Below are 25,427 nucleotides of genomic sequence, written 5' to 3'. Positions count from 1 at the left end.
GAGAAATGCCACGAGTATCTATCATCATGGGGATCTATAATTGTGCGAATACGTTGCCTGAAGCAATTGAGTCAATACTCAATCAAACATTTTCCGACTGGGAAATGATTATGTGCGATGACGGTTCTTCAGATGGGACTTATGAAGTTGCAAAGAAGTATATAACGCAGTACCCGGATAAATTTATACTTCTTCACAATAAAAAGAATATGGGGCTGAACCATACTCTGAATCGCTGCTTGGCAGTGGCACGCGGGGAATATATTGCACGTATGGATGGCGATGATACTTCGCTGCCATTGCGTTTTGAACGGGAAGTAGCCTTTTTGGACGAGCATCCTCAATATGCAATTGTTAGTACACCGATGCATTATTTTGATAAAGAGGGTATTTTCAGATCAGGTACTGGAGGAGGGGAACCCAGTATTGAAACTATGGCACGGTCTACGCCCTTCTGCCATGCACCTTGCATGGTGCGGGCGGAGGCATACCGGGCAGTAAATGGATATAGTGAAGATCCCAAACGGTTGCGTGTGGAAGACTGGGATTTGTGGGTGCGTATGTATGAGCGGGGCTACAGAGGGTATGTACTAAAAGAGCCCCTTTATATGATGCGTGATGACAGAAACGCTACAGCCCGCAGAAAATTCAAATATCGAATCAACGAAGCAAGAGTAACTATCTCTGCGATTCGCAGACTACATCTTTCAACTAAAAATTATATTTGGATAGTACGCCCTATCATTGTGGGGCTTTTACCCAAAGGCATTTATAGTGTGCTTCACAAACGGAAGATGAGACAAAACTAATCGAACTAAAATTTGATTCTGTAGTTGGGGAGGAGCCTATGATACCCAAAAAGATACATTACTGCTGGTTTGGCAGGGGAGAAAAGCCCAAGCTTGCGCAAAAGTGTATTGCCAGCTGGAAAAAGTATTGCCCGGATTATGAAATCGTGGAGTGGAACGAGGACAATTTTGATGTTTCTGCCTATCCGTATGCGCAGTATTGTTATCAGCAGAAAAAGTGGGCATTTCTCAGTGACTTTGTCCGACTGGTGGTTGTAGAAAAGCATGGAGGAATCTATTTTGACACTGATGTAGAGTTGCTGAAAAGGCCGGATTTTCTGTTGGAACATGAGGCCTTCTATGGCTTTGAGAACCACAGCCATGTTAACACTGGGCAGGGCTTTGGCTCCCAAGCGCACCAATGTACCATTAAAGCCATGTTGGAACAGTACACATGTTTAATACCTGATAATAAGGGCGACTATCCTATCATTAGTTGCCCCCAATTAAATACTGCGGCGCTGACTGAGTTGGGGCTTGTTTTGAATGGAAAGCAACAGTCGTTAGCTGGAGCAGAGGTGTATCCTGTTGAATATTTTAACCCCTATCAGAGTACTACTGGAACACTAAAACGGACCATTAATACAGTGTCAGTTCACTGGTACTCCATGAGCTGGCTAAGCAAAGGAACAATTTTGCGGGCTAAAATTACAAGGCCACTCCATAAAATATTTGGTGTGAACTGTTTTAAGGCCTTAAAAAACAAGCAGAAGTGATTTTTAGTACCTGAGGAATTGATTGTTATGTTAAAAAAATGGCTGAGAAAAATAGTTTATAGACTACGGGGAGAATATGCGGTTGAGCAACTGATTCATATGGGGTTAAAGGTAGGGGACAACTTTAATCCTCAGTTGGGTTTTGAATTGGATCCCTCCCATTGCTGGCTAATCGACATTGGTGACAATGTTACTTTTGGTCCGCACGTTCAAATATTAGCCCATGATGCAAGTACATACTGTGAATTAGGCTATGCTAAAATTGGACGCGTAACAATTGGTGATAACGTTTTTATTGGCGCGGGGAGCATAGTTTTACCAAATGTATCTATTGGAAATCGTGTTATTATCGGAGCTGGATCTGTTGTAACAAAGTCTATTCCTGACGGTATGCTGGCGGCAGGAAATCCGGCTACAGTAATTGGGACGGTTGACGACTATATTAAAAAGCATGAAAAGGCGATGCGTACCAGACCTGTCTATGGAAGTGAGTATACTCTGCGGGAGAATATATCTCAACAGATGAAGAAACAGCAATACTGCGATCTCCATGACGGAGTTGGATATGTAAAATAGATTGTTGCTGCAATGAGGTGAGGGCTAAGATATGATGCTTACCATTTTTACACCTACATATAATCGAGTGGACCTGTTGCCAAGGCTGTATCAAAGCCTTATTGAACAAACCGAGCGGGATTTTGAATGGTTGATCATAGATGATGGCTCCACTGACAAAACAGAAGAATATGTTAATTCAATAATAAAAGAAAAAAAGATACATATACGATATTATTGGCAAAAAAACAGCGGAAAGCAGTCTGCACACAACAATGCTGTAGGACTTGCGCGTGGAGAGTGGTTCTTCTGTGTTGATTCAGATGATTTTCTTGAATCCACTGCAGTAGAAAAAATTAAGAACAGGCTGGGGTGGTTGGAGAGAAACGACTGTGGCCTAATTGCTGGAAAGATAGATACACGGGGAGTACCGCTATGCAAAGGGCTTGAAGAGAACCTTGCTCATAGGGGGTTGTATAGCCTAAATAGATTATATGGAGTCCAGGGAGAAGTTTCCCTTATTTTTAAAACTGAGCCATTAAAAGAAAATTTGTATCCAATTATTTCTGGCGAGCGATTTATAGGGGAATGTGTGCTGTATGATGCACTTGAAATGAAGGGCTACACGTTGTGCCCGTTGCCTGAAAATATTACAATATGTGAATATCAAAGTGACGGCCTGTCAAATTCAGCCTATCAAATCATGATGTATAATCCTGGGGGATACGCCTATTATCATATGCAGAGAATTGACCTGGTGCTCAGCGTCAAGGAACGGATACGCCATGCGGTTCAGTATCAAGCATTTCGGGCTCTTAGCGATGATAAAGCCTGTTGCTATTGTGGTACACATATGTGGTGCTCAAGGCTAGCTTATTTACCGGGAATGATGGGTGCAATTTATTATAAGATGAAGTTTAAGCACAAAAGAAATGGTGAATCAGGATAAGGAAGTAACACATGACAGATAATATCATCAAAAAATGGATGATTACACCTTTAATGTTATTTATTTGGTTGCTTGCCTTGCTTTACGGAGCAGGCATAGGACAAGTATATGACATATATGGGCGGTCAAAAGTACTTGTAATTGTATGTGTAATCATACATATGGTGCTTACTGGGGTTTTAAAACGTATTCCATTTAAAGCCTTTTTAATAGTAGTATATCTTCTCCTTATCTCAATGATTACCTATTTCTTAAATCAATGGAATATGCTGGACTATATCTGGTTGTTTGGGATTACATATCTAATCAGTTTTTTGCCTATTGAAGATGGACCTGTAAGAATGATTTCCCTCATGTATGGTGCCTTGGGTATGGCTGTGCTTTATATCTGGAATTATGGCAGCGCATTTCGCGGCTGGAATGAAAACTCCCTTGCAATGATTGCCTTTTTCAGTTTTTCTGTAATGATTGTATCCTTTACAAAAACGAAACAACTTACTGTTATATTTATCTTGATTGGATATATTTTCCTGTATTTTGTGTGGTCAGAAAGCTTGAATTCCAGAAGCGGAACTTTATTTGCCATTATTTTGTTTTTGGGAATTTGGAGAATAATACCGTTTCATAAGCTACTAAGTAAAAAAAATATGATTTTGCTGCTTTCGTTGCTTCCGCTGATAATAGCAGTATTTATTGTACTAATTAGAAATCAGGAGTTTGTTAAAGATTTAGACTCTTGGAGCAGAATGACCTTTCAAAAGCCGATTTTTAACGGGCGGGATACACTTTGGTATGAAGGTTTCCTTAGATGGTTACAAAGCCCTCTGATTGGAAATGGAAACTTATCTGCTGCAAACTGGCATAATTCGGCTGTTACGATGCTGGTAGGCGGCGGAGCAATTGGATATTGTATCTGGATTTTTGTAATTCACAATATTTTAAAGAAGGGAATAGACTTTCTGGACGATTATATTGTGTATGGTCTCATGCTGGGGTTTATTTGTATCTGGCTTCAACAGACAGTAGAACTAGGCTTGGTGGCAGGTCAAGCCAATGCGATCCCCTATGCAATGCTGGGCTTGCTGATTGGACGAGTAAGGACATTGGAGAGAGAACATGGAAACAACAATATCGATCATTGTACCAGTATATAACGGCGAAAAGTTTCTAAGAAAGTGTATAGACTCTATTCAAAATCAGACACTCAAAAATTGGCAGCTGCTGTTGATTGATGACGGTTCTACAGACGGCAGCCCACAGATTTGTGATGAGTACGCGGCACGGGATGGCCGCATTCAGGTGATACATAAGAGTAATGGTGGGGTCAGCGCAGCTAGAAATGACGGGTTTAAATTAGCGCAGGGAACATATATCGGCTTTGTCGATGCGGATGACTGGATCTTGCCAGATATGTATGGAAAACTGGTGAATCAAGCAGAGCAAAATCACGCCGACATTGTAATGTGCGATGCCAAGACCGTGTATGCAGATGGCAGAGAGGAGCTGGATACGATAAAGCAGCTTTCTCAAAGTGTAATGCTTGAGCGTAGTGACTTGAGACCAGAACTGCTCCTGGAGTTAGCTGGGGCCACATGGCGGTGTATTTATAGAAGTGATCTTATTCATGAATCAACACTCCAGTATCCAGTTGGCATCCATTTTTCGGAAGACCGCATCTTTAACCTGTACGCAATGGGGTACTGTGCAAAACTGTACTACCTGAAAGAAGCGTATTATATGCGTTTTATGAATGATGAGAGTGCGGTACATCGTTTCCATCCGGACTATTTTGAACGGGTCAAAAACGCACATAAAGCAACGCAGAGAGCCTTGGACCTAGCATGGGGTGGAGATAAAGAATATAAGCGGGCCTATTTGCAGCAATTTATTAGCGGAGCAATTGCTGCGATTAATAACTATTACTATCGAACCTCCACATTCTCAGGACCAGAAAAGAGACTTGCAGTTAAAAAACTCTGTGAGGACGAATCGTTAAGAGCTGCGATTCGTGAAACGGGATACGGCGGAATTCGAGGAAAGTGCATTATGGCGAGCAGACTCTGGCTTTTGGAACTATGCGCACGCATATTAAATTGGAAATATAAGCGCTAAGGGGAACCATAACTTTTGAGTGGGGGAATTACTTGATGCCCAAAATCAGCGTAGTTATGCCGGTATATAACGCAGAAAAATACCTGAGAGAAGCGATTGATAGTATCCTAAATCAAACCTATGGGGATTTTGAGTTCATCATTATTGACGACGGCTCTACCGATTCTTCGCCGGAGATCGTGCGCTCTTATTCTGACCCGAGGATCCGGTTCTATATCAATGAACACAATATGGGTGTGGCTGAAACACTGAATCTGGGATTGGAGTTGGCAAGCGGAGAATATATCGCCAGGATGGACTCGGATGATATTTCATTGCCAGAGCGGTTTGAAAAACAGGTTGCGTTTATGGATGCACATACTAAAGTTGCTGTATGTGCAACGGCTGTACATTTATTTGGTGCAGTAGAGGTAGATAGGGTGTTTTCTACTACACCTAATGAGTTAAAAGTTGATTTGCTTTTTGGTAATTGTTTTGCACATCCTACAGTTATGCTTCGCGGAAGCGTAATAAAAAACGAGAAATATTATTACAATAAAAATTTTGATAAGATGGAAGACTACGAGATGTGGGTGAGAATTTCTCGTAAATATGCCTTAGCATCGTTGAGAGATGTGCTGCTGAAATATAGAGTCCACTCCATGCAGGTAACCCAAAATTATGGTCAGGAATATGAAGTTCAGATCAGAGTATTAAAAGAGCAAATGCTCACTGAACTTGGGTTAAATCAAGAAAAGTATTTGCCTGGTTTCTTGTTGATAGGTCAAAAAGACCTGAATATATCACAAAGTGACGTGTGCCTGGAATTATTAAGCGCAATTGTTGTTGCAAACAATGGCAAGAACATTTATGAACCGAAAGCCTTGAGAAATAGTATAGTTAGTATTGTGAAAAGAATTCTTGCTGCTTATCCACGCAGCTTGGCGTTTAAATCAATACAAAAATTTGGTTTGAATCCCTTTTTATATACTGCGGAGAGAATGGTTCATGGTGTAAAAAGCAAAGTATCCAATAAGGTAAAAGTTGCACGCTTGCAGGTACGTTTAAAAAATAAAAATTTTACTATCATCTCTAACAACTGCTGGGGAAGTTTTATTTATCAAAAATACGGTTTGCCATATCGATCTCCTACAGCAGGATTGTTTTTCCTGGGACATGATTTTGTTAAGCTGTGCTCTGACTGGAAAACGTACTTTTCTATGAAACTTGTATTTATTCCATGGGAATCATGCACATATTATGATGAACTGAAAGAGCAAAAGGCCTATCCGGTTGCAAAGCTGGGGGATATTGAAGTCTATTTTATGCACTATAAAACTGAGGCGGAAGCGGCTGAAAAGTGGTATCGTCGAATAGAACGACTCAACCCCGATCGAATGCTATTTAAGTTGTCCCAACGTGAAGGGTGTAGTAAAGAAGATGTAGAACGCTTCATGAAGCTGCCGCTAAAAAATAAGTTATGCTTCGCATATGATGATGTGCCTGGAACTATCCATGTCCCTGAACTAAACGGTTTCGTGGGCGATGAATTTCCTGTTGTCCAGAGATATACGGATGATCTTAAAATCCTAAATAGTCTTTAATAACGAAGTAAATGGGTTGAGGAATATGCCTAAAGTATCAATTATAGTTCCAATTTACAATGTCAAAGAGTATATGAGCGCTGCTGTTACCTCTGTAATAAATCAAAGTGAGAAAGATATTGAGATCATTTTGGTGGATGATGGTTCTACGGATGGCAGTGGTCGACTCTGTGACCAATTCGCTGAAAGCGATCCAAGGATTCAAGTCATCCATAAAAAAAATGGCGGCCTATCCTCAGCTCGGAATGCAGGAGTAATATCAGCACATGCTAATTATGTTCTCTTCTTAGACGGGGATGACTACATTCATCCAAGAACGGTAGAGCGGCTGCTGGAGGCCATTAGTATTGCTCCGGCAGATATTGTCCAGTTTCAATATCAAGAAGTAGAAGAAACGGTGAACTTGCCTGACCTGGCGCAGATTGAGATTATCGGACAGTCCCATACTGCACAAGAGGCATTCTCAAGGTTGTATGAGTACGGCGGAGTATATGCTTCGGGCTGTACAAAGCTGATCCGGAAACAGCTGCTGATAGAGATTCCTTTTGAAAATATCCGTCACGAGGATGAGATGTGGTGTACGAGGGTGTTCCAGAGAGAGTTGACCATAACTTATATCCCTGATATACTTTACGGATATATTATGCGCCAGGGAAGTATTATTCACAGTCAGTTTAAACCATCTATGCTCGACATTCTTGAAGTAAGAAAGCAGCGGATAGAAGCACTGAATAAATTGGGGCTGGAAGAACTGGAATCCCAGGAGATTGGCAAACTGTTTTTTTCGTTGCTTACATTATATCGAGCGGCTGAATATGTTTATGATGATACGTCTAAAGTAAAGATCATAAACTGTTTTCTGGAATATAGGAATTTAATCATACATAAGGCTGCCATGCAGGGAAAATGGAAGCTATTTCTTTTGGCTGCAAGGATGGGCAAGAATCTGCCATTTTATCTGTATTATCTGGTTGGTAAGATACAGGGCCGATGAGCATTGGACCAGAGGACTTTGTAAGTAAACGTATAACTGAAATAAAATATATAGTATATAGGGATACGATAAGTACAGACAAGTTACGCAGTACGGAGGACTACCTTGTGAGGGTTAAAAATTCGATAAAAAATATAGTAACGGGCCTCTTTGGCCAGTTGATTATTACAATTACGGGATTTATTTCCAGAGCATTTTTTATTTATGTTTTGGGGTCGACGTACCTGGGAGTGAGTGGGCTTTTCTCTAACATCTTAACATTACTATCCTTTGCAGAACTTGGAATTGGTCAGGCCATCATTTTCAGTTTATATAAGCCCATCGCGGAGCATGATGAAAATAAAATATGCGCTTTGATGCGGTTGTATGAAAAAGTATATCGATTTCTCTTTGTTTTTGTGCTAGGGGTAGGATTGGCTTTTTTGCCGCTGCTGCCATATATTATAAAGGATATAGACAGAATTCCAAATATTCACATTATTTATGCGCTATATGTAGTAAATTCAGCCTTTTCATATTTATTTGCATACCGTACCAGCTTTATTACTGCTTGCCAGAAGAACTACATCATTAACGGTGTTTCTTTTGTGTGTAACATCGTAATGTGTACGACTCAGGTTATTACTCTGCTGATTTTTAGAAATTATTTTGTTTATCTTGGGATTCAGATAGCGTTTGGCTTTATTCCGAACATAGTATCTTACATCTATTCGGGGAAGAAGTTTCCTTTCTTAAACAAAAAAAACGTTTCACCACTGCCGAAGGAGGAACTACAAAAGATCAAGGACAATGTTAAGGCCCTAATTATGTATAAGGTTGGAACATTGGCGTTAAATTCGACAGATAATATTATTATTTCCTCTTTTGTAGGTATTGTAACGGTTGGTGTTTACTCAAATTATACACTGCTTACCTCAACTGTTAGCGGATTTCTATCCAGTATTTTTGGAAATCTTACCGCCAGCATTGGAAATTTAAATGCGAAAGAAAGCGACGAACATAAATTATTTATTTTTCGGGTAATAAATTTAGCCACATTTTGGTTTTATTCAGTTTGCTCAATTTGTTTGTTTATTTGTATGACGCCATTTATCAATGTTTGGATCGGCAGCGACTACTTGCTGCCAATATCTACATCATTGATTATTGCACTCAATGTTTATATTGCAGGAATGCTGTTTGCGCCATTCAATTATCGCCAGACAATGGGATTGTTTGTTCAAGGAAGGTGGCGGCCTATTGTTTCTGCGATTATTAATATCGCCGCCTCAGTTGTATTTGTGCAGTGGTGGGGCCTTGCGGGCGTACTTTGGGGTACGGCTGTTGCGCGCTTATCGACCAATGTTTGGTTTGATCCATATTTGATCTTTAAACGTGGCATGCATACATCTCCAATGCCCTACTATATTGACTATTTAAAAAAAGCAGCATTGTTTATTGCTCTTGGTGCAGTGTGTTGGATTGTTGCACAATATATACCCAGTACAAATTTTTTGTGGGTGGCGTTAAAGGCAGCAACTACTTTTATTATTGCAAATATCGTTATATTTGTGTGCTATTTTAGAAGTGAAGAATTTAAATATCTATTTGGTGTTATGAAAAACTTCAGAGGTATAATGAAAAACGATGAAGCTGTTAAGTAAAATAAAAAAATTTCGGCATGACGTGTACATTGAATTTTATAGACATATGCCAATTCAGAATAACAAAATTATTCTTTGGTCAAATAGCTTTAAACAATATGGGTGTAGCCCAAAGTATATTACGGAGTATATTTTAGAGCATTATCCTAATAAGTTTGACTTGGTATGGGTGTTTGAACCGGGAGCAAATATACCTGCAGATCTTCATAAGAAGGTAAGAATTGTTTACTATTTTTCTATGGAGTATCTTAAGGAACTGCATACCGCGAAATTTGTGATTTGTAATATGCGTACAGGTCCGGCCCACTATTGGAAAAAAAGATCAAAACAGATTTATATTCAGACCTGGCATAGTTCCCTTAGGCTGAAAAAGATTGAATGTGATGCAGTAGATACTTTGCCGTCTAGCTATATTGAAGCGGCAAAGGAAGATTCGTTGAAAATAGATTTGCTGCTCTCCGGATGTAAATTAAGTACCCAAATTTTTCGCCGGGCGTTTTGGTATACCGGTCAGATTTTAGAGAGTGGGACCCCTCGTTGCGATTTGTTTTTCCAGTCTACGCCAAAAATTCGCGAAAAGGTTTTTCATTACTACAATCTACCGTTGGATACAAAGCTTGCGCTATATGCACCTACTTTTAGAAATAATAAACGAGCTGAAACCCATGGAATGGATTTCGAAGCGTTAAAAAAGGCGCTTGAAGAAAAGACTGGAGCCAAATGGATCATCGCATGCAGACTTCATCCCAATATTAGAGAAGATGCAGTAACGGATGGGGTAACATCAATGTCCAGGTCCAGATATCCTGATATGCAGGAACTTCTTGCCGCTTCTGATTGCCTAATTACAGATTATTCTTCTTGTATGTTTGATATGGCGATTGCGGGAAAGCCATGTTTCTTATATGTTCCAGATCTAGATGATTATATAAGACGTGAACGGGGACTATATTTTAACATTTTGGATTTACCTTTTCCTGCATGCCGTAATATGAGCGAGTTAAATAATGCGATCTGCCGCTTTGAAGAAAAAACGTACAAGCAAAATGTAGATATTTTGTTGCAGACGGTAGGTAGTTATGAAGATGGACAAGCTGCTGCTTGTGTGGTGGCCTATATTGACTCAAAAAGTAAGTGAGAAATATTTTATACATATAGAAGTGTAGAATGAAGGGGAGAAGGAATCGCAGATGAAAATCGGATATACAACAGGTGTGTTTGATATGTTCCATATCGGACATTTAAATATTTTAAAACGGGCTAAAGAGAATTGTGACTATCTAATTGTTGGTGTTAGTACTGATGAGCTGGTAGAAAACTACAAGCATAAAACTCCAATTGTTCCGTTTGATGAGAGAGTTGCAATTGTCGAGGCAATTCGGTATGTGGATCAAGTAGTACCCCAAGTGGATCGGGATAAAGTTGCGGCGCAGGAGCGCTTGGGGTTTGATATTATGTTTGTAGGCGACGATTGGAAAGGATCGCCCTTGTTTTCACAGGTAGAAGAGACATTTAGACAACGTGGCGTTGATGTTATGTATTTCCCTTATACAAAGGGCACCTCTTCCACAGTGCTTAGAGAAAAGTTGGAAAAAATAAATTGACATTGAGAAAGCAAACAAATGCAATATATATTTGCTAGACTATAGTTTAGTGTAAATGAGGTCATGCACATGAACATTAAGATTACCGAACTTTTAGACCTGTCCCACACCATGGCGGGAGACTACCTAAAACAGTTCCAGTATCCCTGGGAGGCGCTGGACGGCATCAAGGAACTGATTCTCTCTCTCGGGGTTGGACTCTCTCCTGAAGAGTACGATCAGCCTGCCGAACACGTCTGGGTACATAAGAGTGCTACCGTTGCCCCTACCGCATATCTGGGTGCCCCCTGCATCATTGGTCCGGAGACCGAGGTGCGCCACTGTGCCTTTATTCGTGGTTCCGCGCTGGTGGGCGCCAACTGTGTGGTGGGCAACTCCGTGGAACTGAAAAATGTAATCCTCTTTGACAATGTGCAGACCCCCCACTATAACTATGTGGGCGACTCCATCCTGGGCTATAAGAGCCATATGGGCGCCGGTTCCATCACCTCCAACGTGAAGTCGGACAAGACGCTGGTGGTGGTCAAGGGCGATACCGCCATTGAGACCGGCCGAAAAAAGATGGGCGCCATCTTGGGCGACTATGTGGAGATCGGCTGCAACTCGGTGCTGAATCCGGGTACGGTGATCGGCCGCCGCAGCAGTGTCTATCCCACCTCCTGTGTCCGGGGCGTTGTGCCCGAGGACAGCATTTATAAGGACAAGGATCATATCATCAAGCGCAAAGCCTGACAACAATAATAAACAATAAAGAAAGAGTGAGATAAATGGGAAGATATTTTGGAACAGACGGCTTTCGCGGAAAGGCCGGTGAAGGTTTAACTACCGATCATGCTTACCGTATCGGCCGGTTTCTGGGCTGGTATTACGGCCGGGAGCACAAGGCCCGTATTGTGGTAGGCAAGGACACTCGTCGCTCCAGCTATATGCTGGAGTATGCCATCAGCGCCGGTATGGCGGCGTCTGGCGCCGATGTGGGTTTGCTCCACGTGACCACCACGCCTTCCGTGTCCTATGTTACCCGCACCGATCATTTTGACTGCGGTGTCATGATCAGCGCCTCCCACAACCCCTTCTATGACAACGGAATCAAGCTGCTCAACGGCGAAGGAGAGAAGATGGAGGACAGCGTTATTGCGCTGGTGGAGGACTATCTGGACGGTAAGCTGATGGTGGATGGACAGCCCGTGGATACGCTTCCTATGGCCACAGAGGAACGGGTCGGTCACATCGTAGATGAAGTGGCTGCCCGCAACCGCTATATGGGTTACCTCGTCTCGCTGGCCGTGTACTCCTTTAAAGGTAAGCGAGTGGCTTTGGACTGTGCCAACGGCAGTGCTTGGCATATTGCGCCCCAGGTCTTTGAGTCTCTTGGGGCGGAGGTGTTTACCATCAATACCAATCCGGACGGCACCAACATCAACCGCGATGCCGGTTCTACCCACATTGAGGGACTCCAGCGCTATGTAGTGGAAAATCACATGGATGTGGGATTTGCCTACGACGGTGATGCCGACCGCTGCTTGGCGGTGGACGAGAAGGGCAACCTGGTGGACGGCGACCAGATCATGTATCTGTACGCCTGCTATATGAAAGAGCGGGACAAGCTGACCACCAATACGGTAGTGACAACCGTGATGTCCAACTTCGGACTGTACAAGGCACTGGAAGAGGCGGGAATCAATTATGAAAAGACCGCCGTGGGCGATAAGTATGTCTACGAAAACATGGTGAAGTACGGCCATCGCATCGGCGGCGAGCAGTCCGGCCATATTATCTTCACCAAATATGCCCGGACGGGCGATGGTATCCTGACCTCCCTGAAGGTGATGGAGGCCATGCTGGCCCGGAAGCAGCCCTTGAGTCAGCTTGTGGCTGCCATGACGGTCTATCCTCAGGTGCTGATCAATGTGCGAGTCAAGGATAAGCAGGAAGCCCAGGCAGACCCCGATGTTCAGGCCGCTGTTGCTGCGGTGGCAGATGAGCTGGGGAATACCGGTCGGATCCTTGTGAGAGAGTCCGGTACGGAGCCTCTGGTCCGGGTCATGGTGGAAGCTCCTGCTCAGGAGCAGTGCCAGACGCTGGCCCAGCGTGTGGTGGACGTGATCAAAGAGAAGGGACACGCAGTGTAAGATGCAGATAAACTCTGCGGCGGTGCGATCCGGCCAATTAGATGCTGGTGGGAGATAGGAGTGCTTTATTATGTCGATTTTAGTCAGCGGCGGTGCAGGCTATATTGGAAGCCATACCTGTGTAGAATTGGTGCAGGCTGGTTATGAGATCGTTGTGGCCGATAATCTGGTCAATTCCTGTGAGGAAGCAGTCCGGCGGGTAGAGCAGATTGTAGGAAAGCCGGTTCCTTTTGAAAAAGCGGACCTGTGTGATCCGCTCCAGGTGGAGGAAGTGTTTTGCCGCCACCCTGAGATCGAGGCCGTCATTCATTTTGCGGGTCTGAAAGCAGTGGGAGAGAGCGTATCCAAACCCTTGGAATACTACAGCAACAATTTGATGAGTACGCTGGTATTGCTCAATGCCATGCGGAAACACGGAGTGAAGGATTTTGTCTTTTCCTCTTCTGCGACGGTATATGGGAATCCGGCCAGCGTACCCATTCGGGAGGACTTTCCCACTGGCGGAACGACCAATCCCTATGGTACCACGAAGCTGTTTGTGGAACAGATCCTGATGGACTACTGCAAGGCGGATCCTACTTTAAATGTTGCGCTGCTGCGTTATTTCAACCCCATCGGAGCCCATGAGTCTGGTATGATTGGCGAGGATCCCAATGGGATCCCCAACAATCTGGTGCCGTATATTGCTCAGGTAGCCGTAGGCAAGCTGGAGCAGATCCATGTGTATGGAAATGACTACCCGACGCCCGATGGTACCGGTGTGCGGGATTACATCCACGTGGTAGATTTGGCTCGGGGACATATTGCGGCGCTTCAAAAGCTGGAGACCAACTGCGGGCTGTTTGTGTGCAATCTGGGAACGGGCAGAGGATATTCTGTGCTGGAGATGATCAAGGCCTACGAAAAAGCGTGTGGAAAGCCTCTGCCCTATGTGATTGACCCCAGAAGACCGGGAGATATTGCGGCTTGTTATGCCGATCCCGCGAAGGCTCAGGAAGAACTGGGTTGGAAAGCACAGTATGACCTGGAGGAAATGTGCGCTTCCTCTTGGAAGTGGCAGGCGACAAATCCAAATGGATACCGCAATTAAGATTTCCTGTTATATCATATAGAAAATACGGATTTTCTGCGATCTTTAATTCGGTAAGGTGCCAAAGCCACCTTGAATTTAATGGAATTATGTGCTAAAATGGCAAAAAAGATTTAAGGCTTAAATGGCGCCGGAATCTCTGGTAGCGATATGTTATAACGTAAATATTTGATTATACAAATGGGTTACCTGGTTTTGCAAATACATGATTGAGGTTATATGTAAAATTTGATATAATCTGCGTGGATTTTGCAAAATAATACGGGTAAGGAGATAGGCAAGGATATGGTGGAAAGAAAAAAAGAAAATATGGAGATAGATCTGACAAAGCTATTGTTCCTCTATCTGCGAAAGTGGTGGCTGATTTTGCTGTGTGCCATTGCGGGCGGAGGCATTATGTATTTCTACACGACAAACTTTGTGACCCCCATGTACCAGGCTGGAGTGACCATCTATGTCAATAATGTGGAGAGCGGACAGCAGATCGATTATATCTCCGGCAGCAATCTGACCGCCTCTCAGCAGCTGGTCAGTACCTATGTCAACATTATCCGCAGCGATACTGTGTTAGAAAAAGTGGCGGACAGCATGGAAATGGATATTTCTGCTGAATACATCCGTTCCATTATGTCAGCTTCACAGGTTGGCGAAACAGAGCTTTTTGATGTTTATATTTCTCATCCGGATCCTGAAATGGCTGCCTTGATTGCCAATGCGGTGGCAGAGGTTGCGCCAGGGGAGATTGAGAATTTTGTGGAAGGCAGTTCTACCAAGATTGTAGACTATGCCAAGGTGCCCGGCGCCCCCTATTCTCCCAGCTACCGGAAGAATGTGATGCTGGGAGCGGCGGTTGGCGTTATCCTGATTGTGGCCCTTCTCACCGTTCGGGATTTGCTAGATGTACGGATCAAAAAGGAAGAAGATCTGCTGGAGATTTCTGACCTGCCTGTACTGGGGCGTATCCCAGTGTTTACTTCTGGTAAGGGCCAGAAATGATACGGGTACGCACGCGGAAGAATGTGCTGGTATATACGGTTGAGGAAGAGAGACAGGGTGCATGATGATTTCAGTCAAGAAGAAAAAAGGCGGTGCGCATGTGTCCAAACGGACGAAAAAGCGAAGTACAGAAAGTATCTCTATTTTGGAGGAACGTAAGCACCTTTTGACGCAAAAGGATGACTTTTTTACCCAGGAAGCCTACAAGACGCTGCGCAGCAATATTATTTTTTCCCTGACGGGAGAAGAGGGAAACAAGATCATTCAGGTTACCTCCGCTATGATGAGTGAGGGAAAGAGCATTACCTCGGTGAACCTGGCCATATCCTTTGCGCAAACGGATCGTAAGGTTTTACTCATTGACTGCGACCTGCGTCGGCCCAAGCTGGCCAGTCTGCTTTCCTTGGGTGCAAATGTGGGGTTGAGTAATGTTCTGGTGGACCACACGCTGCTGGAGCAGGCCATCCTTCCCACCAAAGTACCCAACCTGAGCGTTATGACATCGGGAGAGATCCCCCCGAATCCCTCGGAACTTTTGGGTTCCAAGCGGATGACGGCGCTGCTGGAGGAATTGCGGCAGGTCTACCATTACGTCATTCTCGATACGCCGCCGGTCAATATGGTGACCGATGCAGTGGTGCTGGCTTCCCGCAGCGACGGCGTGCTCATTGTGGTGCGGGCCGGACACTCGGAGAAGGGAAGCGTTCAGGATGCTGTCGAACAGCTGGAATATGCCAAGGTCAAAATCCTGGGCTACGTTCTGAACGGGGTGGATTCTGAGCGCGGCGGTTATGGTTCTGGAAAGTACAGAAGGTACAAGAAGTATAAGGGATATGGCTACGGTTATGGGTATGGCTACGGCTACGGCTACAGCAGTCCTCCCTCCAGCCGAGAACCGGAACCGGAAGAGAGAGGGAAAACGGAATGACCGATTTACACACCCATATTCTTCCCGGCATGGATGATGGAGCCCGGGATGTGGAAACCAGCCTGGAGATGCTCCGGATGGAATGGGACCAGGGTGTGGACAGGGTCATTTTTACCCCTCATTTTTACCGGGAAGAGGAGGATGTATCTTCCTTTTTGTGCCGGCGGCGTCAGGCCCTTTCCCGTTTGGAGCAGGCTGCATCGCAGCTGCCGGCACGGGAGCGGGCGGTGCTGCCCCGGTGGGAGCTGGGCGCAGAAGTGGCCTGGATGCCGAATCTGGCAGACAGAGAGGAACTAAAGGATCTCTGCCTTGGCCAAAGCAATTATTTTCTACTGGAGTTGCCCTTTACGCCGTGGAGGGACCAGATGATCAGCCAGCTCTATGATCTGCTGGGCCGGGGCCGGTTTATCCCGGTCATCGCTCACCTGGACCGCTATTGGGACAGGCAGCGAAAGGAGCAGATTGAGCAATTACTTCGGTTGGGTGTTCCCATACAGTTAAGTGCCAATATATTGTTAAAATTCTTCTCTCGCAGGAAAGCGTTGCGGATGATCCAGCGTGGACAGATTTTTCTGCTGGCGTCGGACTGCCACAGTCTCCACCATCGCCCACCCAATCTGGGGCCTGCTGTAAAGGTTCTGGCCCGGCAGTTGGGATGGAGGCAGGCGCGTCTCCTGTGCCGCCGGGCGGAGGATGTGAGTTCAAAGCGGGAAGAATTATAATATAGATACAGCGCATTAGAAGAAGTGAGGAGGAAACTGCATGAAAAAAGTAGGAAGAAAAGTAGTAAGCGTCCTGCTGACACTCTGCATGTTACTCACCATGCTGCCTGTAAGCGCACTGGCAGCAGATGAGGGGACGGTAGACACCGCCCCGGCAGAGAATGCTCTGGCAGAGAGCGCTCCGGTGGAGACTACGGAACCAGCAGTTGAAACTGAAAGTGGTGAATTGCTGGATGCGAGTGATTCCATTGAGCAGGATAGTATGGTAAATACATCTTGGTATCAGGAAAATTCTGCGACCAAGGAGTATACCATCACTACTGCTGCTGAGTTGGCTGGCCTGGCTCAGTTGGTCAATGATGGAACTGATACGTTCCAGGGGTGGACGATTACCCTGGGCGCCAACATTAACCTGATGGATTATAGCTGGACGCCTATCGGCAAGAAGGATGCTCCTTTTAAGGGGACCTTTGATGGTCAGAATGGCAAGTATACAATTTCCAATCTGTCTATTGATGATGAGGCCCTGACCAACGCAGGCCTGTTTGGTGTGCTCAACACTCCCGGCGTGATCAAGAATGTGACCATCCAGAATGCCAGCGTTACCGCCAAGTCTGAGGCCGGCGCTCTGATCGGTACCTCCCACACCGGCGCGCTGGAGAACTGCACGGTAAGCGGCAATGTGAACATCACTGCCAACTACAAGGTAGGCGGTCTGTCCGGCGGCGGCTATGCCGATATTACCAACTGCCATGTTGAGGCAAACACCGGCAGCACGGTTACCGGTACTTATCAGGCAACAGATCTGGAAGGCGACAATGTCGGTGGCCTCATCGGCTTCCTGGGCGAGGGCGACACCACCCTTACCGACTGCTCCGTCAGTGGCCTGACCGTCACCGGTACCCGCAAGGTGGGCGGTATTGTAGGCTCTGCATTTACCAATAACCATGTCGAAGGCTGCGATGTAACCGACGTTATTGTGGCCAGCAATGCGACTGCGGACTATATTGCAGCCAATGCCTCCTCCGCTGGTATCGGCGGCATTGTGGGTGTGTATACCGCAAATGGCGCCGGTGACGGCAGTCTGACAGACTGCTCTGTGAGCGGTTTAACCTTTGATGCGCCTGAAGGCGTTACTACTGGTAATCTGACTGCCGGTATGCGTGACACCACTGCCGGTGAGCTCGTGGCACTCCCGGACACCATGGAACAGGACCAGGATCTGGTTGTCCCTGAAGGCGTGGCCCAGATCGGCGACCAGACCTATCCCACCCTGGAAAAGGCCTTTGCTGCGGTGGAAGATAACCAGAAGACAACCATCACCCTGCTGAAGGATATTGCGGTGTCCGCTCCCATCACCATTGGTGAGGCTAAAAGTGTGATCTTCGAGATGAAGGGCCACACCATTACCGCTGGTGAGGGCTTCTCCACCCGCGTATTTACCAACAATGGTACGCTCACCATTACTGGCAATGGTACCATTGACGTGACCGCTGCTGGTGCAAGCGGCTACGGCGCTGTCAACAACTTCGGCACCCTCAATGTTGTGGACGGCACTTATAAGAATCTGAAAGAGTCCAATGCCAGTACTTTCTACAACAGAAATGGCGGTACCGCTACCTTTGGAAATCCCACCATTTATGGCGGCGGCGGCTGCATTGGTACCGAGGTGAATACTACTACCACCATCAATGGCGGTTACTATGAGAATGAGACTTACCCCGCCGTTGAGAATCGCGGTGACATGACCATCACCGCCGGTACCTTCAAGAACACCTCCTGCTCTTCCTGCGATGGTAGCAAATGGGGCTATACCGTCCGCAGCGGCGAGAGCTCTGAAAATGCCTACCTGAAGATTGAGGGCACTGCCGCAGACAGCGTGAAGGTCACGGGCGTTCAGGGCGGCCTGGCTGTGATTGGCGGTACGGCTGACATTTATAACGGCGTCTATGAGACTGTGGCTTGTGATGTGCACACCACTGGATCCAGTGCCTTCTACGCCGGATACTTTACCGGCGAGTCCTATGAGACCGCAGTTACCATCTATGACGGCACCTTCCAGTCCGTCTCTAAGACCGCCGTGCTGGTGGGCAATGACAATTCTCCCCCCGACAGCGGCGCCGGTGAAGCATCCATTGTCATGATCAAGGGCGGCACCTTTATCGGCGGCGATGAGGAGAAAACCGCTGTTAAAGTGGAGAACACGGCTTATGCCAAGGGCGGAGCCAGCATTTCCGGCGGCACCTTCTCCTCTATGCCTAGCGAAGAATTTTTCGCCGAGGGCTATGCTCCTGAGTATAACGAAGAAAACGGCACCTGGGGCGTTGTGGCGGAGACCACCTATGTGGCCCAGATCGGCGAGAACAAGTATGCCACTCTGAGTGAGGCCCTGAACAAAGTTCAGGACGGCGAGACCATTAAGGTCCTTGCTCCTGCCACTGTGGAGATGACCGAAACCTATGCGATTACCGGCAAGACCATCACGCTGGACCTCAACGGCCAGACTGTGACCTGGAACAGCACCGCCCAGTATGTCTTCAAGGTGGAAAAGGGCGGCCTGACCATTCAGGACAGCGGAGCTGGCGGCGCACTGAACTTCGTTACCAGCTACAACTCCACTTCCTGCAAGGGTATTTATGTCTACACCAATGGCAAGCTGACAGTGACCGGCGGTACTATCTCCAGCAACCGGGGCCATGTGATCGGCGCTACCGGAGAAACTTCCGCAGTGACTATGACCGGCGGTACGGTGAAGGTTCCGAGCCTCGGGAGTTACGCTTATGCCCTTTATCTGTATAATGGCCAGCACTCCATCAGCGGTGTGAACATCGCGTTTGATGCTGAGGCCGCTGGTACAAGCCTTTACGGCGTTTATGCAAGTGGCGGCGCCACAGTAAACCTCGTGGAAGTGACCGTGGATGGCAGCGCAGTTCCGGATACCAAATCTGTCGTCTGCGTGTACGGAGGGAGCAACACCACTCCGGTCACCATTTCCAGCGGCACGTTCAAGGCCAACGGCAAGGGCACCAGCTATGCTGTGGGCGGAGGTTCCAGCAACAACACTGCCATCTCCGGCGGTACCTTCAACGGTGCGGTGAAGGCGGCCATTGGTAAAGTTACTGGCGGCCTGTTCTCCGTACAGCCTTCCGCGGCCTATCTGCCTGAGGGCAAGATCTACGAAATGCAGTCTGACGGCTACTATCATGTGGTGGACGGCACCTATGTGGCCCGGCTCGGCACTGTGGGCTACACAAGGTGGGATGAGCTGTGGCAAGATGTAAGCGAGAGCACAACCGCTTCCGCAGTTTACATTCTGGCCGATGTGAACGAGATCACAGTACCCGCAGGCAAAAATGTGACTTTCTACAATTCCGGCAAGTGCACCATTGGAAAGATTACCAACAACGGCACCTGTAAGATCATCAACTACGCCATGACCGGCACGGAAGTGGTGAACAACGGCAGCCTGAATCTCGGCCATGAGGTGAAGTCTGTTATCAACAACCAGGGCGCCACAATGGAAGCCACCAGCTACACCTATGCCAAGGTCACCGGTAGCATCACCAACAGCGGTACCATGACCATTTCCAAGGGCACCTATCCCTGCACTATTACCAACACCGGCACCATCACCCTTACCGGCGGCAGCTTTGCTCAGAAAGTGACTGACTGGTGTGCGGATGGCTATACCACGCAGAAGTCCGGTGATCTTTGGACCGTGGTCAAGGATGGCCCTCATGTGGCCGAGATCGACGGCTATTGGTACACTTCTCTGAGCGCGGCCATCAACGCGGCCAAGGACGGAGATACCGTCAAGCTGCTGAAGGATACCACTCTGACACCCACTATAACCGGAACGGGTCTGAAGAATGCCATTACCATTAGTGGAGTAAGCAAGCCTAATCTGACTCTGGATCTGAATGGCAAGACGATTTCCTGGGATCAGACTTATGCCGATCAGACTCTCAGCTCGACTCCTGTGATGTTTTCTATTAGTGGTGGTGCCAATATCACGATCACTGGCAACGGTACCATTGATACAGAACTGGGGAGCAATACTTCCTATGGCATCAATATGACCGCCTCCACCAAGAACCAGCTGACCATTGAAAACGGTACCTTTACAGGTGCCCCCACGGCGATCCAGGTAGAAAAGGGAACACTGACCATTCTGGATGGTACATTTAAGCTGGCTGAAACGGTGGCCACGGATAAGCCTGAACAGGCGAAGTATGTGGTGAATGCCATCGATGCCAACTGGAACGACGATTCTGCCAACATCAGCATTCAGGGCGGTTCCTTCTGCTTCGATCCCAGCAATAATCCTGAGGGCGAGGGCAGTTCCTACGTAGCCGAGGGCTTTGAGGCGGTTGTGAACGCGGATGGCAGCTTTGAGATTGCCAAGGTCAAGGTAGCCGAGGTCGGCGATGTTCAGTACACCTCCCTGGCGGAGGCTGTCGCCCAGGTTGCAAACGGCGGCACGGTTACCCTGCTGTGTGATTTTGTGCAGGACGATCAGCTGACCATCACCGACAAGACCTTTACCCTGAATATGGCCGGAAAGACCATTACTCTGGGTAAGATTTCCGACGGTGCCGGCGCAATTCTGCTCGACGGCAGTTCCAATGTCACCATCACCGGCAACGGCGGCTTCACCTTCAATGATGACTATATGAACGATGGCAGCAGCGGCCAGCTGATCGGTGTGGACGGGAATGCAACTCTGACCATTGAGAACGGCAGCTTCTATGCAGGATTGGTTTGTGTGCGTGCCGGCGAGAGTGCCAAAGTGTACATCAAGGGCGGTGAGTACTCCGCGTACGCGAAATTTGACGGACGTGTGTGGCTGCTGAACCTCCAGGACAACGAAGGTGCGAAATTCTATGTCTCTGGCGGTACCTTTAAGAACTACGATCCGACCAACAGCGATACGGAAAGCCCCGCTGATAATTTCTGTACGCCCGAGTACGCCGCGACTCCCACCACTGACGAGTCTGGCAACACCATCTATACCGTGGTTGAGGCTGAGGCCCGGATCGGTGAGACCGGCTATGTCACCCTGGCGGATGCCATTGCTGCTGCTGGCGACAATGATACTATCACCCTGCTGGCCGATGTGACCGAGGATGTGGTGGTGCCCACGGGCAAGAACATCACTCTGGGTCTGAATAAGCACAAGATCACCAATGTTGCCGATCACACGATCACGGTCAAGATTGGCGCCACCCTGGCCATTACTGGTACCGGTACGGTGGACAATGTGACCCATGCAAAGGCGGCTATCTGGAACGAAGGCACGGTAACGCTGGATGGCGGCGCATATACCCGCAGCCAGGAAACGGGAACCGGTCCTGATGTCTCCGGCACGAACAGCTATTATAACATCGTCAACCACGGCACCATGACCATCAACAGCGGCGTCAGTGTGACCCAGAATGGCGGTTTCTCCAGCATGATCGAGAACGGCTATTATAGCTATAATTCTGGTAACGCAAGCAGCGGTTATGTGGCAGGCGTGAACGCAGTCAATCCTGAACTGACCATCAACGGTGGTACCTTCAGCGGCGGCCTGAATACGGTTAAGAACGATGACGGCGGCAAGCTGACCATCAATGATGGTACCTTTACCAACACCACCCAGGCGACCGTGCTGAACTGGAACATTGCTACGATCGCCGGCGGCACCTTTACGGCGGGATCCGGAAACTGCCTGCTGAACGGTGCGTTCTCTACTTCCGCAAGCGCGCAGGATCTGGGCCAGATGACCATTACCGGCGGCAGCTTTACCTCTCCGGAGGGAACTGCTTGTATCGTGAACTACCTGACCGATTCTCTGCCTGAGATTTCCGGCGGTACCTTCTCTGAGAAGCCCGACGACACCTATCTGGTTGATGGCTATGCTCCTGAGCAGAACGACGAAGGCGACTGGGTAGTCGTAGAAGAGAACTTTGTGGCTGAGATCGTCGACGGTCAGAAGTATGAGTCCCTGATCGAGGCGGTCGAGGCCGCCACTGCCGGCCAGACCGTGAAGCTGCTGGCGGATGTGGAGCTGAAGCCGATCGAGAATCAGGACTATGCGCTGTTGATTGATAACGGCCAGTCCATGACCCTGGACCTGAACGGCCACAAGATCACGGCAACGCTCGATAACACAGAAGGATTCGATTTGATCAAGAACTATGGCGAGCTGACCATTACGGACACCAGCGAGGGCAAGGGTGGCTCCATCGAGGTGACTGAGAACGGCTCTGCCGAAAAGTCGCGTACGAGCGTCATTTACAATGGGTATAGTAGTGGCAAGTTTACCCTGGAGGCCGGCACCCTGAAGCTGACCGGCAGCGAAGGCTCGAAGAAGCCGCTGTCTGGTGTGTATAGCAGTGGTACCACGATGGTCATGAATGGCGGCGCTATTGAGGTGCGCAGACTGAATAGTTACTCCGAATATAGCAAAGCCTGGGATGTATACGGCATTTACAACAGCAACAATTGCCAGACTACAGTGAACGGCGGAAAAATCACCGTTGAAAACCAGGGCCGGTATAACTCCGCTTACGGTATCAACAATGCCAGTGGTACCGTTTCGATCCACGGCGATCCCAACACCCCCTACATTGAGGCCAACGCTTTCGATGATGGAACATGGTATGAACACACTCTGACCGGAAAGATCACCCTCTATGGCGGCAAATACAATATGCAAACTGGTACTGCTACGGGGTGGATCGAAAACGAAAACAACATTACCATCGCCGAGGGATACGAGAAGAAGCTCAATGGCAACCGCACTGTGAGCATAGTCAAGAGCCCGGTGGCTCAGATCGGCAGCACCAAGTATGATACTCTGGAAGAGGCTCTGAAAGAGGCTAAATCCGGAGATACCATCAAACTGCTTCAAAATGTTGCACTGACTGACCGAGTTATTATTTCTAAGAATATTACGCTGAATCTGAATGACAAGACCATCAGCTCCACGGCGGATTATGCATTTATTGTCAACACCGGAAGTTCCTTTACCCTGGAAAACGGTACACTGAGTGCATCCAAAAACGGCGTGTTCGGCCTGACGAGCAGTACGGTTACACTTGCAAGCGACGCGACGATTAACGCCGGTGCGGCTGGTATCACGGCGACCAACAATCTGCTTGAGCAGGGAAATGCAACCATTAATGTCTACGGAACCATTGATTCTGAAGATGTGGCTGTTTGGGGTCAGGGACCGAACAATACCATTCATATTGAGGGTGCAACCATTACATCCAAGTATTTCGGTGTATATCAAAACGGCTCGTTTGGCGGTACTACGATCACCATTAAGAACAGTACCATTACAGATGAGAGTGAGAACGGAACAGGCATTTATGTCTCCAATAACGGTACCAATGCTGAAAATCCTGACCAGGGCTTCCAGAACCTGATTATTGAGAACAGCACGATTACAGGTAATACCGCTTTGGAAGTGAAGTTTACCAACGTGACCATCAGCGGTGATGATACTTGCCTGACTGCCACGGGTACTCCTGTCGATTCTGGCATGAACAACAATGGCTCTGTTACCACGGGTTATGCCTTTGCGGTTACCCATAATGGTACAGAGAGCAGCAAGGATGCGGCTAAGGGTACGGTTACCATCTCCGGCGGCAAATTTACCGGTGCGGTTGGTATTCAGGAGCCCAGTGAGGGTGAGACTACCAGTGCCACCATCTCCATCTCCGGCGGCAGCTTCTCTGAGGAGCCGAATAAGGACTACCTGGCCCCGTATTATGAGGCTACCCAGAACACGACCGGCGATAATTACTGGACCGTCGATGTGGCAGAGGAGTATGAGGCGACCTGGACCAATGGCGAAACGCTTGAGGCCGGTACACTGAATGCTATGCTTATCAAGGCCAACGAGGCCAAAGCTGGTACCGTTGCGTTGCTGCAGAATGTGACGGCCAGTGGCATTCATGTTTCCGCCGGCGTAACCCTGGATCTGGCTGGCCATGAGCTTGATGCAACCGGAAGCGACTTTACCGCCTATGGCAAGGTCGTGGATTCCACCGAGGGTGGGGGCTTGCTGAAGCTTCCCGCAGAGTATTATACCATCGAGAAAGATAACCCCAGCCTGCCCATTTATGACAGAACTGCTGGCGGCTATCGGCTGTATACCTATCAGCTGACTACTCTGCAGACGTATGAGCCTGGAACGGCCAATACCGTGCAGTTCTGGTTTAAGCTTACCTTTACCAATGAGGACGCTTGGGAGTTGCTGAAGACCGGTAATGAGAATCATGGCATAACAGTTAAGAGCAAATATCAATTCTCCGGCCAAACGGCGAGTGAGTCCTGGCTCAGCTTCAACAGCGAGTTTATCCATTGGATTGCTGATCAAGTAGTGAGCAGCCAGCATACGCAGGATCAACTGGGCTTCTATCTCAATGTTACTAACACGAATCTGTTGGGTGAACGGACTATGACAGTTACTCCCGCAGTGGATAGTGTGCCGTCGGTGGGTACTGAATCCCAGCAAATGACCTACTCCTTGAATCTTGAGGAGTAATTGTGAAAGGACAGAA

General features: G+C 47.4%; 18 protein-coding genes. All 18 read left to right on the top strand.

Features of this window, described 5'->3' with window-relative positions:
* Positions 1–5 precede the first annotated feature (5 nt).
* Positions 6–809: a glycosyltransferase family 2 protein gene (locus B5F94_RS07950; protein ID WP_087329227.1), complete on the top strand. Its 804-nt coding sequence runs from the start codon at positions 6–8 to the stop codon at positions 807–809.
* The gene (locus B5F94_RS07945) at positions 809–1,564 is read left to right on the top strand and encodes a glycosyltransferase family 32 protein (protein ID WP_275533182.1); all 756 of its coding nucleotides are present in this window, start codon (positions 809–811) and stop codon (positions 1,562–1,564) included. The genes B5F94_RS07950 and B5F94_RS07945 overlap by 1 nt, the downstream gene beginning before the upstream one ends.
* Before the next feature lie 27 nt (positions 1,565–1,591).
* Entirely contained in the window at positions 1,592–2,140 is a 549-nt protein-coding gene (locus tag B5F94_RS07940; RefSeq protein WP_087329223.1) for an acyltransferase, read from the top strand.
* Between the two features lie 31 nt (positions 2,141–2,171).
* Positions 2,172–3,068 carry a glycosyltransferase family 2 protein gene (locus B5F94_RS07935; RefSeq protein WP_087329221.1) on the top strand — a complete coding sequence of 299 codons (897 nt, stop codon included), beginning with the start codon at positions 2,172–2,174 and terminating at the stop codon, positions 3,066–3,068.
* An 11-nt stretch (positions 3,069–3,079) separates the two neighbouring features.
* Complete coding sequence (locus B5F94_RS07930; protein WP_087329219.1) at positions 3,080–4,222, top strand: hypothetical protein; 1,143 nt, start codon at positions 3,080–3,082, stop codon at positions 4,220–4,222.
* Complete coding sequence (locus tag B5F94_RS07925; RefSeq protein WP_087329217.1) at positions 4,185–5,180, top strand: glycosyltransferase; 996 nt, start codon at positions 4,185–4,187, stop codon at positions 5,178–5,180. Before B5F94_RS07930 ends, B5F94_RS07925 begins: the two co-directional genes overlap by 38 nt.
* 35 nt (positions 5,181–5,215) lie before the next feature.
* Positions 5,216–6,763 carry a DUF1919 domain-containing protein gene (locus B5F94_RS07920; RefSeq protein ID WP_087329215.1) on the top strand — a complete coding sequence of 516 codons (1,548 nt, stop codon included), beginning with the start codon at positions 5,216–5,218 and terminating at the stop codon, positions 6,761–6,763.
* A gap of 25 nt (positions 6,764–6,788) precedes the next feature.
* Positions 6,789–7,757: a glycosyltransferase family 2 protein gene (locus tag B5F94_RS07915; RefSeq protein WP_143383261.1), complete on the top strand. Its 969-nt coding sequence runs from the start codon at positions 6,789–6,791 to the stop codon at positions 7,755–7,757.
* 107 nt (positions 7,758–7,864) lie between these two features.
* Positions 7,865–9,400: a lipopolysaccharide biosynthesis protein gene (locus tag B5F94_RS07910; RefSeq protein WP_143383260.1), complete on the top strand. Its 1,536-nt coding sequence runs from the start codon at positions 7,865–7,867 to the stop codon at positions 9,398–9,400.
* Positions 9,384–10,538 carry a CDP-glycerol glycerophosphotransferase family protein gene (locus B5F94_RS07905; protein WP_087329209.1) on the top strand — a complete coding sequence of 385 codons (1,155 nt, stop codon included), beginning with the start codon at positions 9,384–9,386 and terminating at the stop codon, positions 10,536–10,538. Before B5F94_RS07910 ends, B5F94_RS07905 begins: the two co-directional genes overlap by 17 nt.
* Before the next feature lie 52 nt (positions 10,539–10,590).
* Positions 10,591–11,004, top strand: coding sequence for an adenylyltransferase/cytidyltransferase family protein (locus B5F94_RS07900; RefSeq protein WP_087329207.1), 414 nt, complete (start codon positions 10,591–10,593; stop codon positions 11,002–11,004).
* A 69-nt stretch (positions 11,005–11,073) separates the two neighbouring features.
* The gene (locus B5F94_RS07895) at positions 11,074–11,736 is read left to right on the top strand and encodes a UDP-N-acetylglucosamine pyrophosphorylase (RefSeq protein ID WP_087329205.1); all 663 of its coding nucleotides are present in this window, start codon (positions 11,074–11,076) and stop codon (positions 11,734–11,736) included.
* 35 nt (positions 11,737–11,771) lie between these two features.
* Positions 11,772–13,136, top strand: coding sequence for a phosphoglucosamine mutase (gene glmM, locus B5F94_RS07890; RefSeq protein ID WP_087329203.1), 1,365 nt, complete (start codon positions 11,772–11,774; stop codon positions 13,134–13,136).
* 70 nt (positions 13,137–13,206) lie between these two features.
* A complete protein-coding gene (gene galE / locus B5F94_RS07885; protein ID WP_087270036.1) occupies positions 13,207–14,226 on the top strand; it encodes a UDP-glucose 4-epimerase GalE in 1,020 nt (339 codons plus the stop codon).
* Positions 14,227–14,511: 285 nt separating this feature from the next.
* Positions 14,512–15,222: a YveK family protein gene (locus B5F94_RS07880; protein ID WP_087270039.1), complete on the top strand. Its 711-nt coding sequence runs from the start codon at positions 14,512–14,514 to the stop codon at positions 15,220–15,222.
* A gap of 166 nt (positions 15,223–15,388) precedes the next feature.
* Positions 15,389–16,150 carry a CpsD/CapB family tyrosine-protein kinase gene (locus B5F94_RS07875; protein WP_158100265.1) on the top strand — a complete coding sequence of 254 codons (762 nt, stop codon included), beginning with the start codon at positions 15,389–15,391 and terminating at the stop codon, positions 16,148–16,150.
* Positions 16,147–16,872, top strand: a complete 726-nt coding sequence (locus tag B5F94_RS07870; RefSeq protein WP_087329201.1) for a tyrosine-protein phosphatase — start codon at positions 16,147–16,149, stop codon at positions 16,870–16,872. The genes B5F94_RS07875 and B5F94_RS07870 overlap by 4 nt, the downstream gene beginning before the upstream one ends.
* 40 nt (positions 16,873–16,912) lie before the next feature.
* Entirely contained in the window at positions 16,913–25,411 is an 8,499-nt protein-coding gene (locus B5F94_RS07865) for a beta strand repeat-containing protein (RefSeq protein WP_087329199.1), read from the top strand.
* The last annotated feature ends 16 nt before the right edge of the window (positions 25,412–25,427 follow it).

It is taken from the genome of Flavonifractor sp. An4, from assembly GCF_002161755.1.
Classification (GTDB): Bacteria; Bacillota; Clostridia; order Oscillospirales; family Oscillospiraceae; genus Flavonifractor; species Flavonifractor avicola.
The sequence above is the reverse complement of the archived record's forward strand: the minus strand, read 5'-3'. Positions and strand labels throughout refer to the sequence as shown.

What these genes read in the sequence shown, in the direction of transcription:
- B5F94_RS07895 (WP_087329205.1), top strand. Translation starts at nt 11,074, where the DNA reads ATGAACATTAAGATTACCGAACTTTTAGACCTGTCCCACACCATGGCG.
- B5F94_RS07920 (WP_087329215.1), top strand. Translation starts at nt 5,216, where the DNA reads ATGCCCAAAATCAGCGTAGTTATGCCGGTATATAACGCAGAAAAATAC.
- B5F94_RS07930 (WP_087329219.1), top strand. Translation starts at nt 3,080, where the DNA reads ATGACAGATAATATCATCAAAAAATGGATGATTACACCTTTAATGTTA.
- B5F94_RS07915 (WP_143383261.1), top strand. Translation starts at nt 6,789, where the DNA reads ATGCCTAAAGTATCAATTATAGTTCCAATTTACAATGTCAAAGAGTAT.
- B5F94_RS07925 (WP_087329217.1), top strand. Translation starts at nt 4,185, where the DNA reads ATGGAAACAACAATATCGATCATTGTACCAGTATATAACGGCGAAAAG.
- B5F94_RS07870 (WP_087329201.1), top strand. Translation starts at nt 16,147, where the DNA reads ATGACCGATTTACACACCCATATTCTTCCCGGCATGGATGATGGAGCC.
- B5F94_RS07940 (WP_087329223.1), top strand. Translation starts at nt 1,592, where the DNA reads ATGTTAAAAAAATGGCTGAGAAAAATAGTTTATAGACTACGGGGAGAA.
- galE (WP_087270036.1), top strand. Translation starts at nt 13,207, where the DNA reads ATGTCGATTTTAGTCAGCGGCGGTGCAGGCTATATTGGAAGCCATACC.
- B5F94_RS07935 (WP_087329221.1), top strand. Translation starts at nt 2,172, where the DNA reads ATGATGCTTACCATTTTTACACCTACATATAATCGAGTGGACCTGTTG.
- B5F94_RS07905 (WP_087329209.1), top strand. Translation starts at nt 9,384, where the DNA reads ATGAAGCTGTTAAGTAAAATAAAAAAATTTCGGCATGACGTGTACATT.
- glmM (WP_087329203.1), top strand. Translation starts at nt 11,772, where the DNA reads ATGGGAAGATATTTTGGAACAGACGGCTTTCGCGGAAAGGCCGGTGAA.
- B5F94_RS07880 (WP_087270039.1), top strand. Translation starts at nt 14,512, where the DNA reads ATGGTGGAAAGAAAAAAAGAAAATATGGAGATAGATCTGACAAAGCTA.
- B5F94_RS07950 (WP_087329227.1), top strand. Translation starts at nt 6, where the DNA reads ATGCCACGAGTATCTATCATCATGGGGATCTATAATTGTGCGAATACG.
- B5F94_RS07900 (WP_087329207.1), top strand. Translation starts at nt 10,591, where the DNA reads ATGAAAATCGGATATACAACAGGTGTGTTTGATATGTTCCATATCGGA.
- B5F94_RS07865 (WP_087329199.1), top strand. Translation starts at nt 16,913, where the DNA reads ATGAAAAAAGTAGGAAGAAAAGTAGTAAGCGTCCTGCTGACACTCTGC.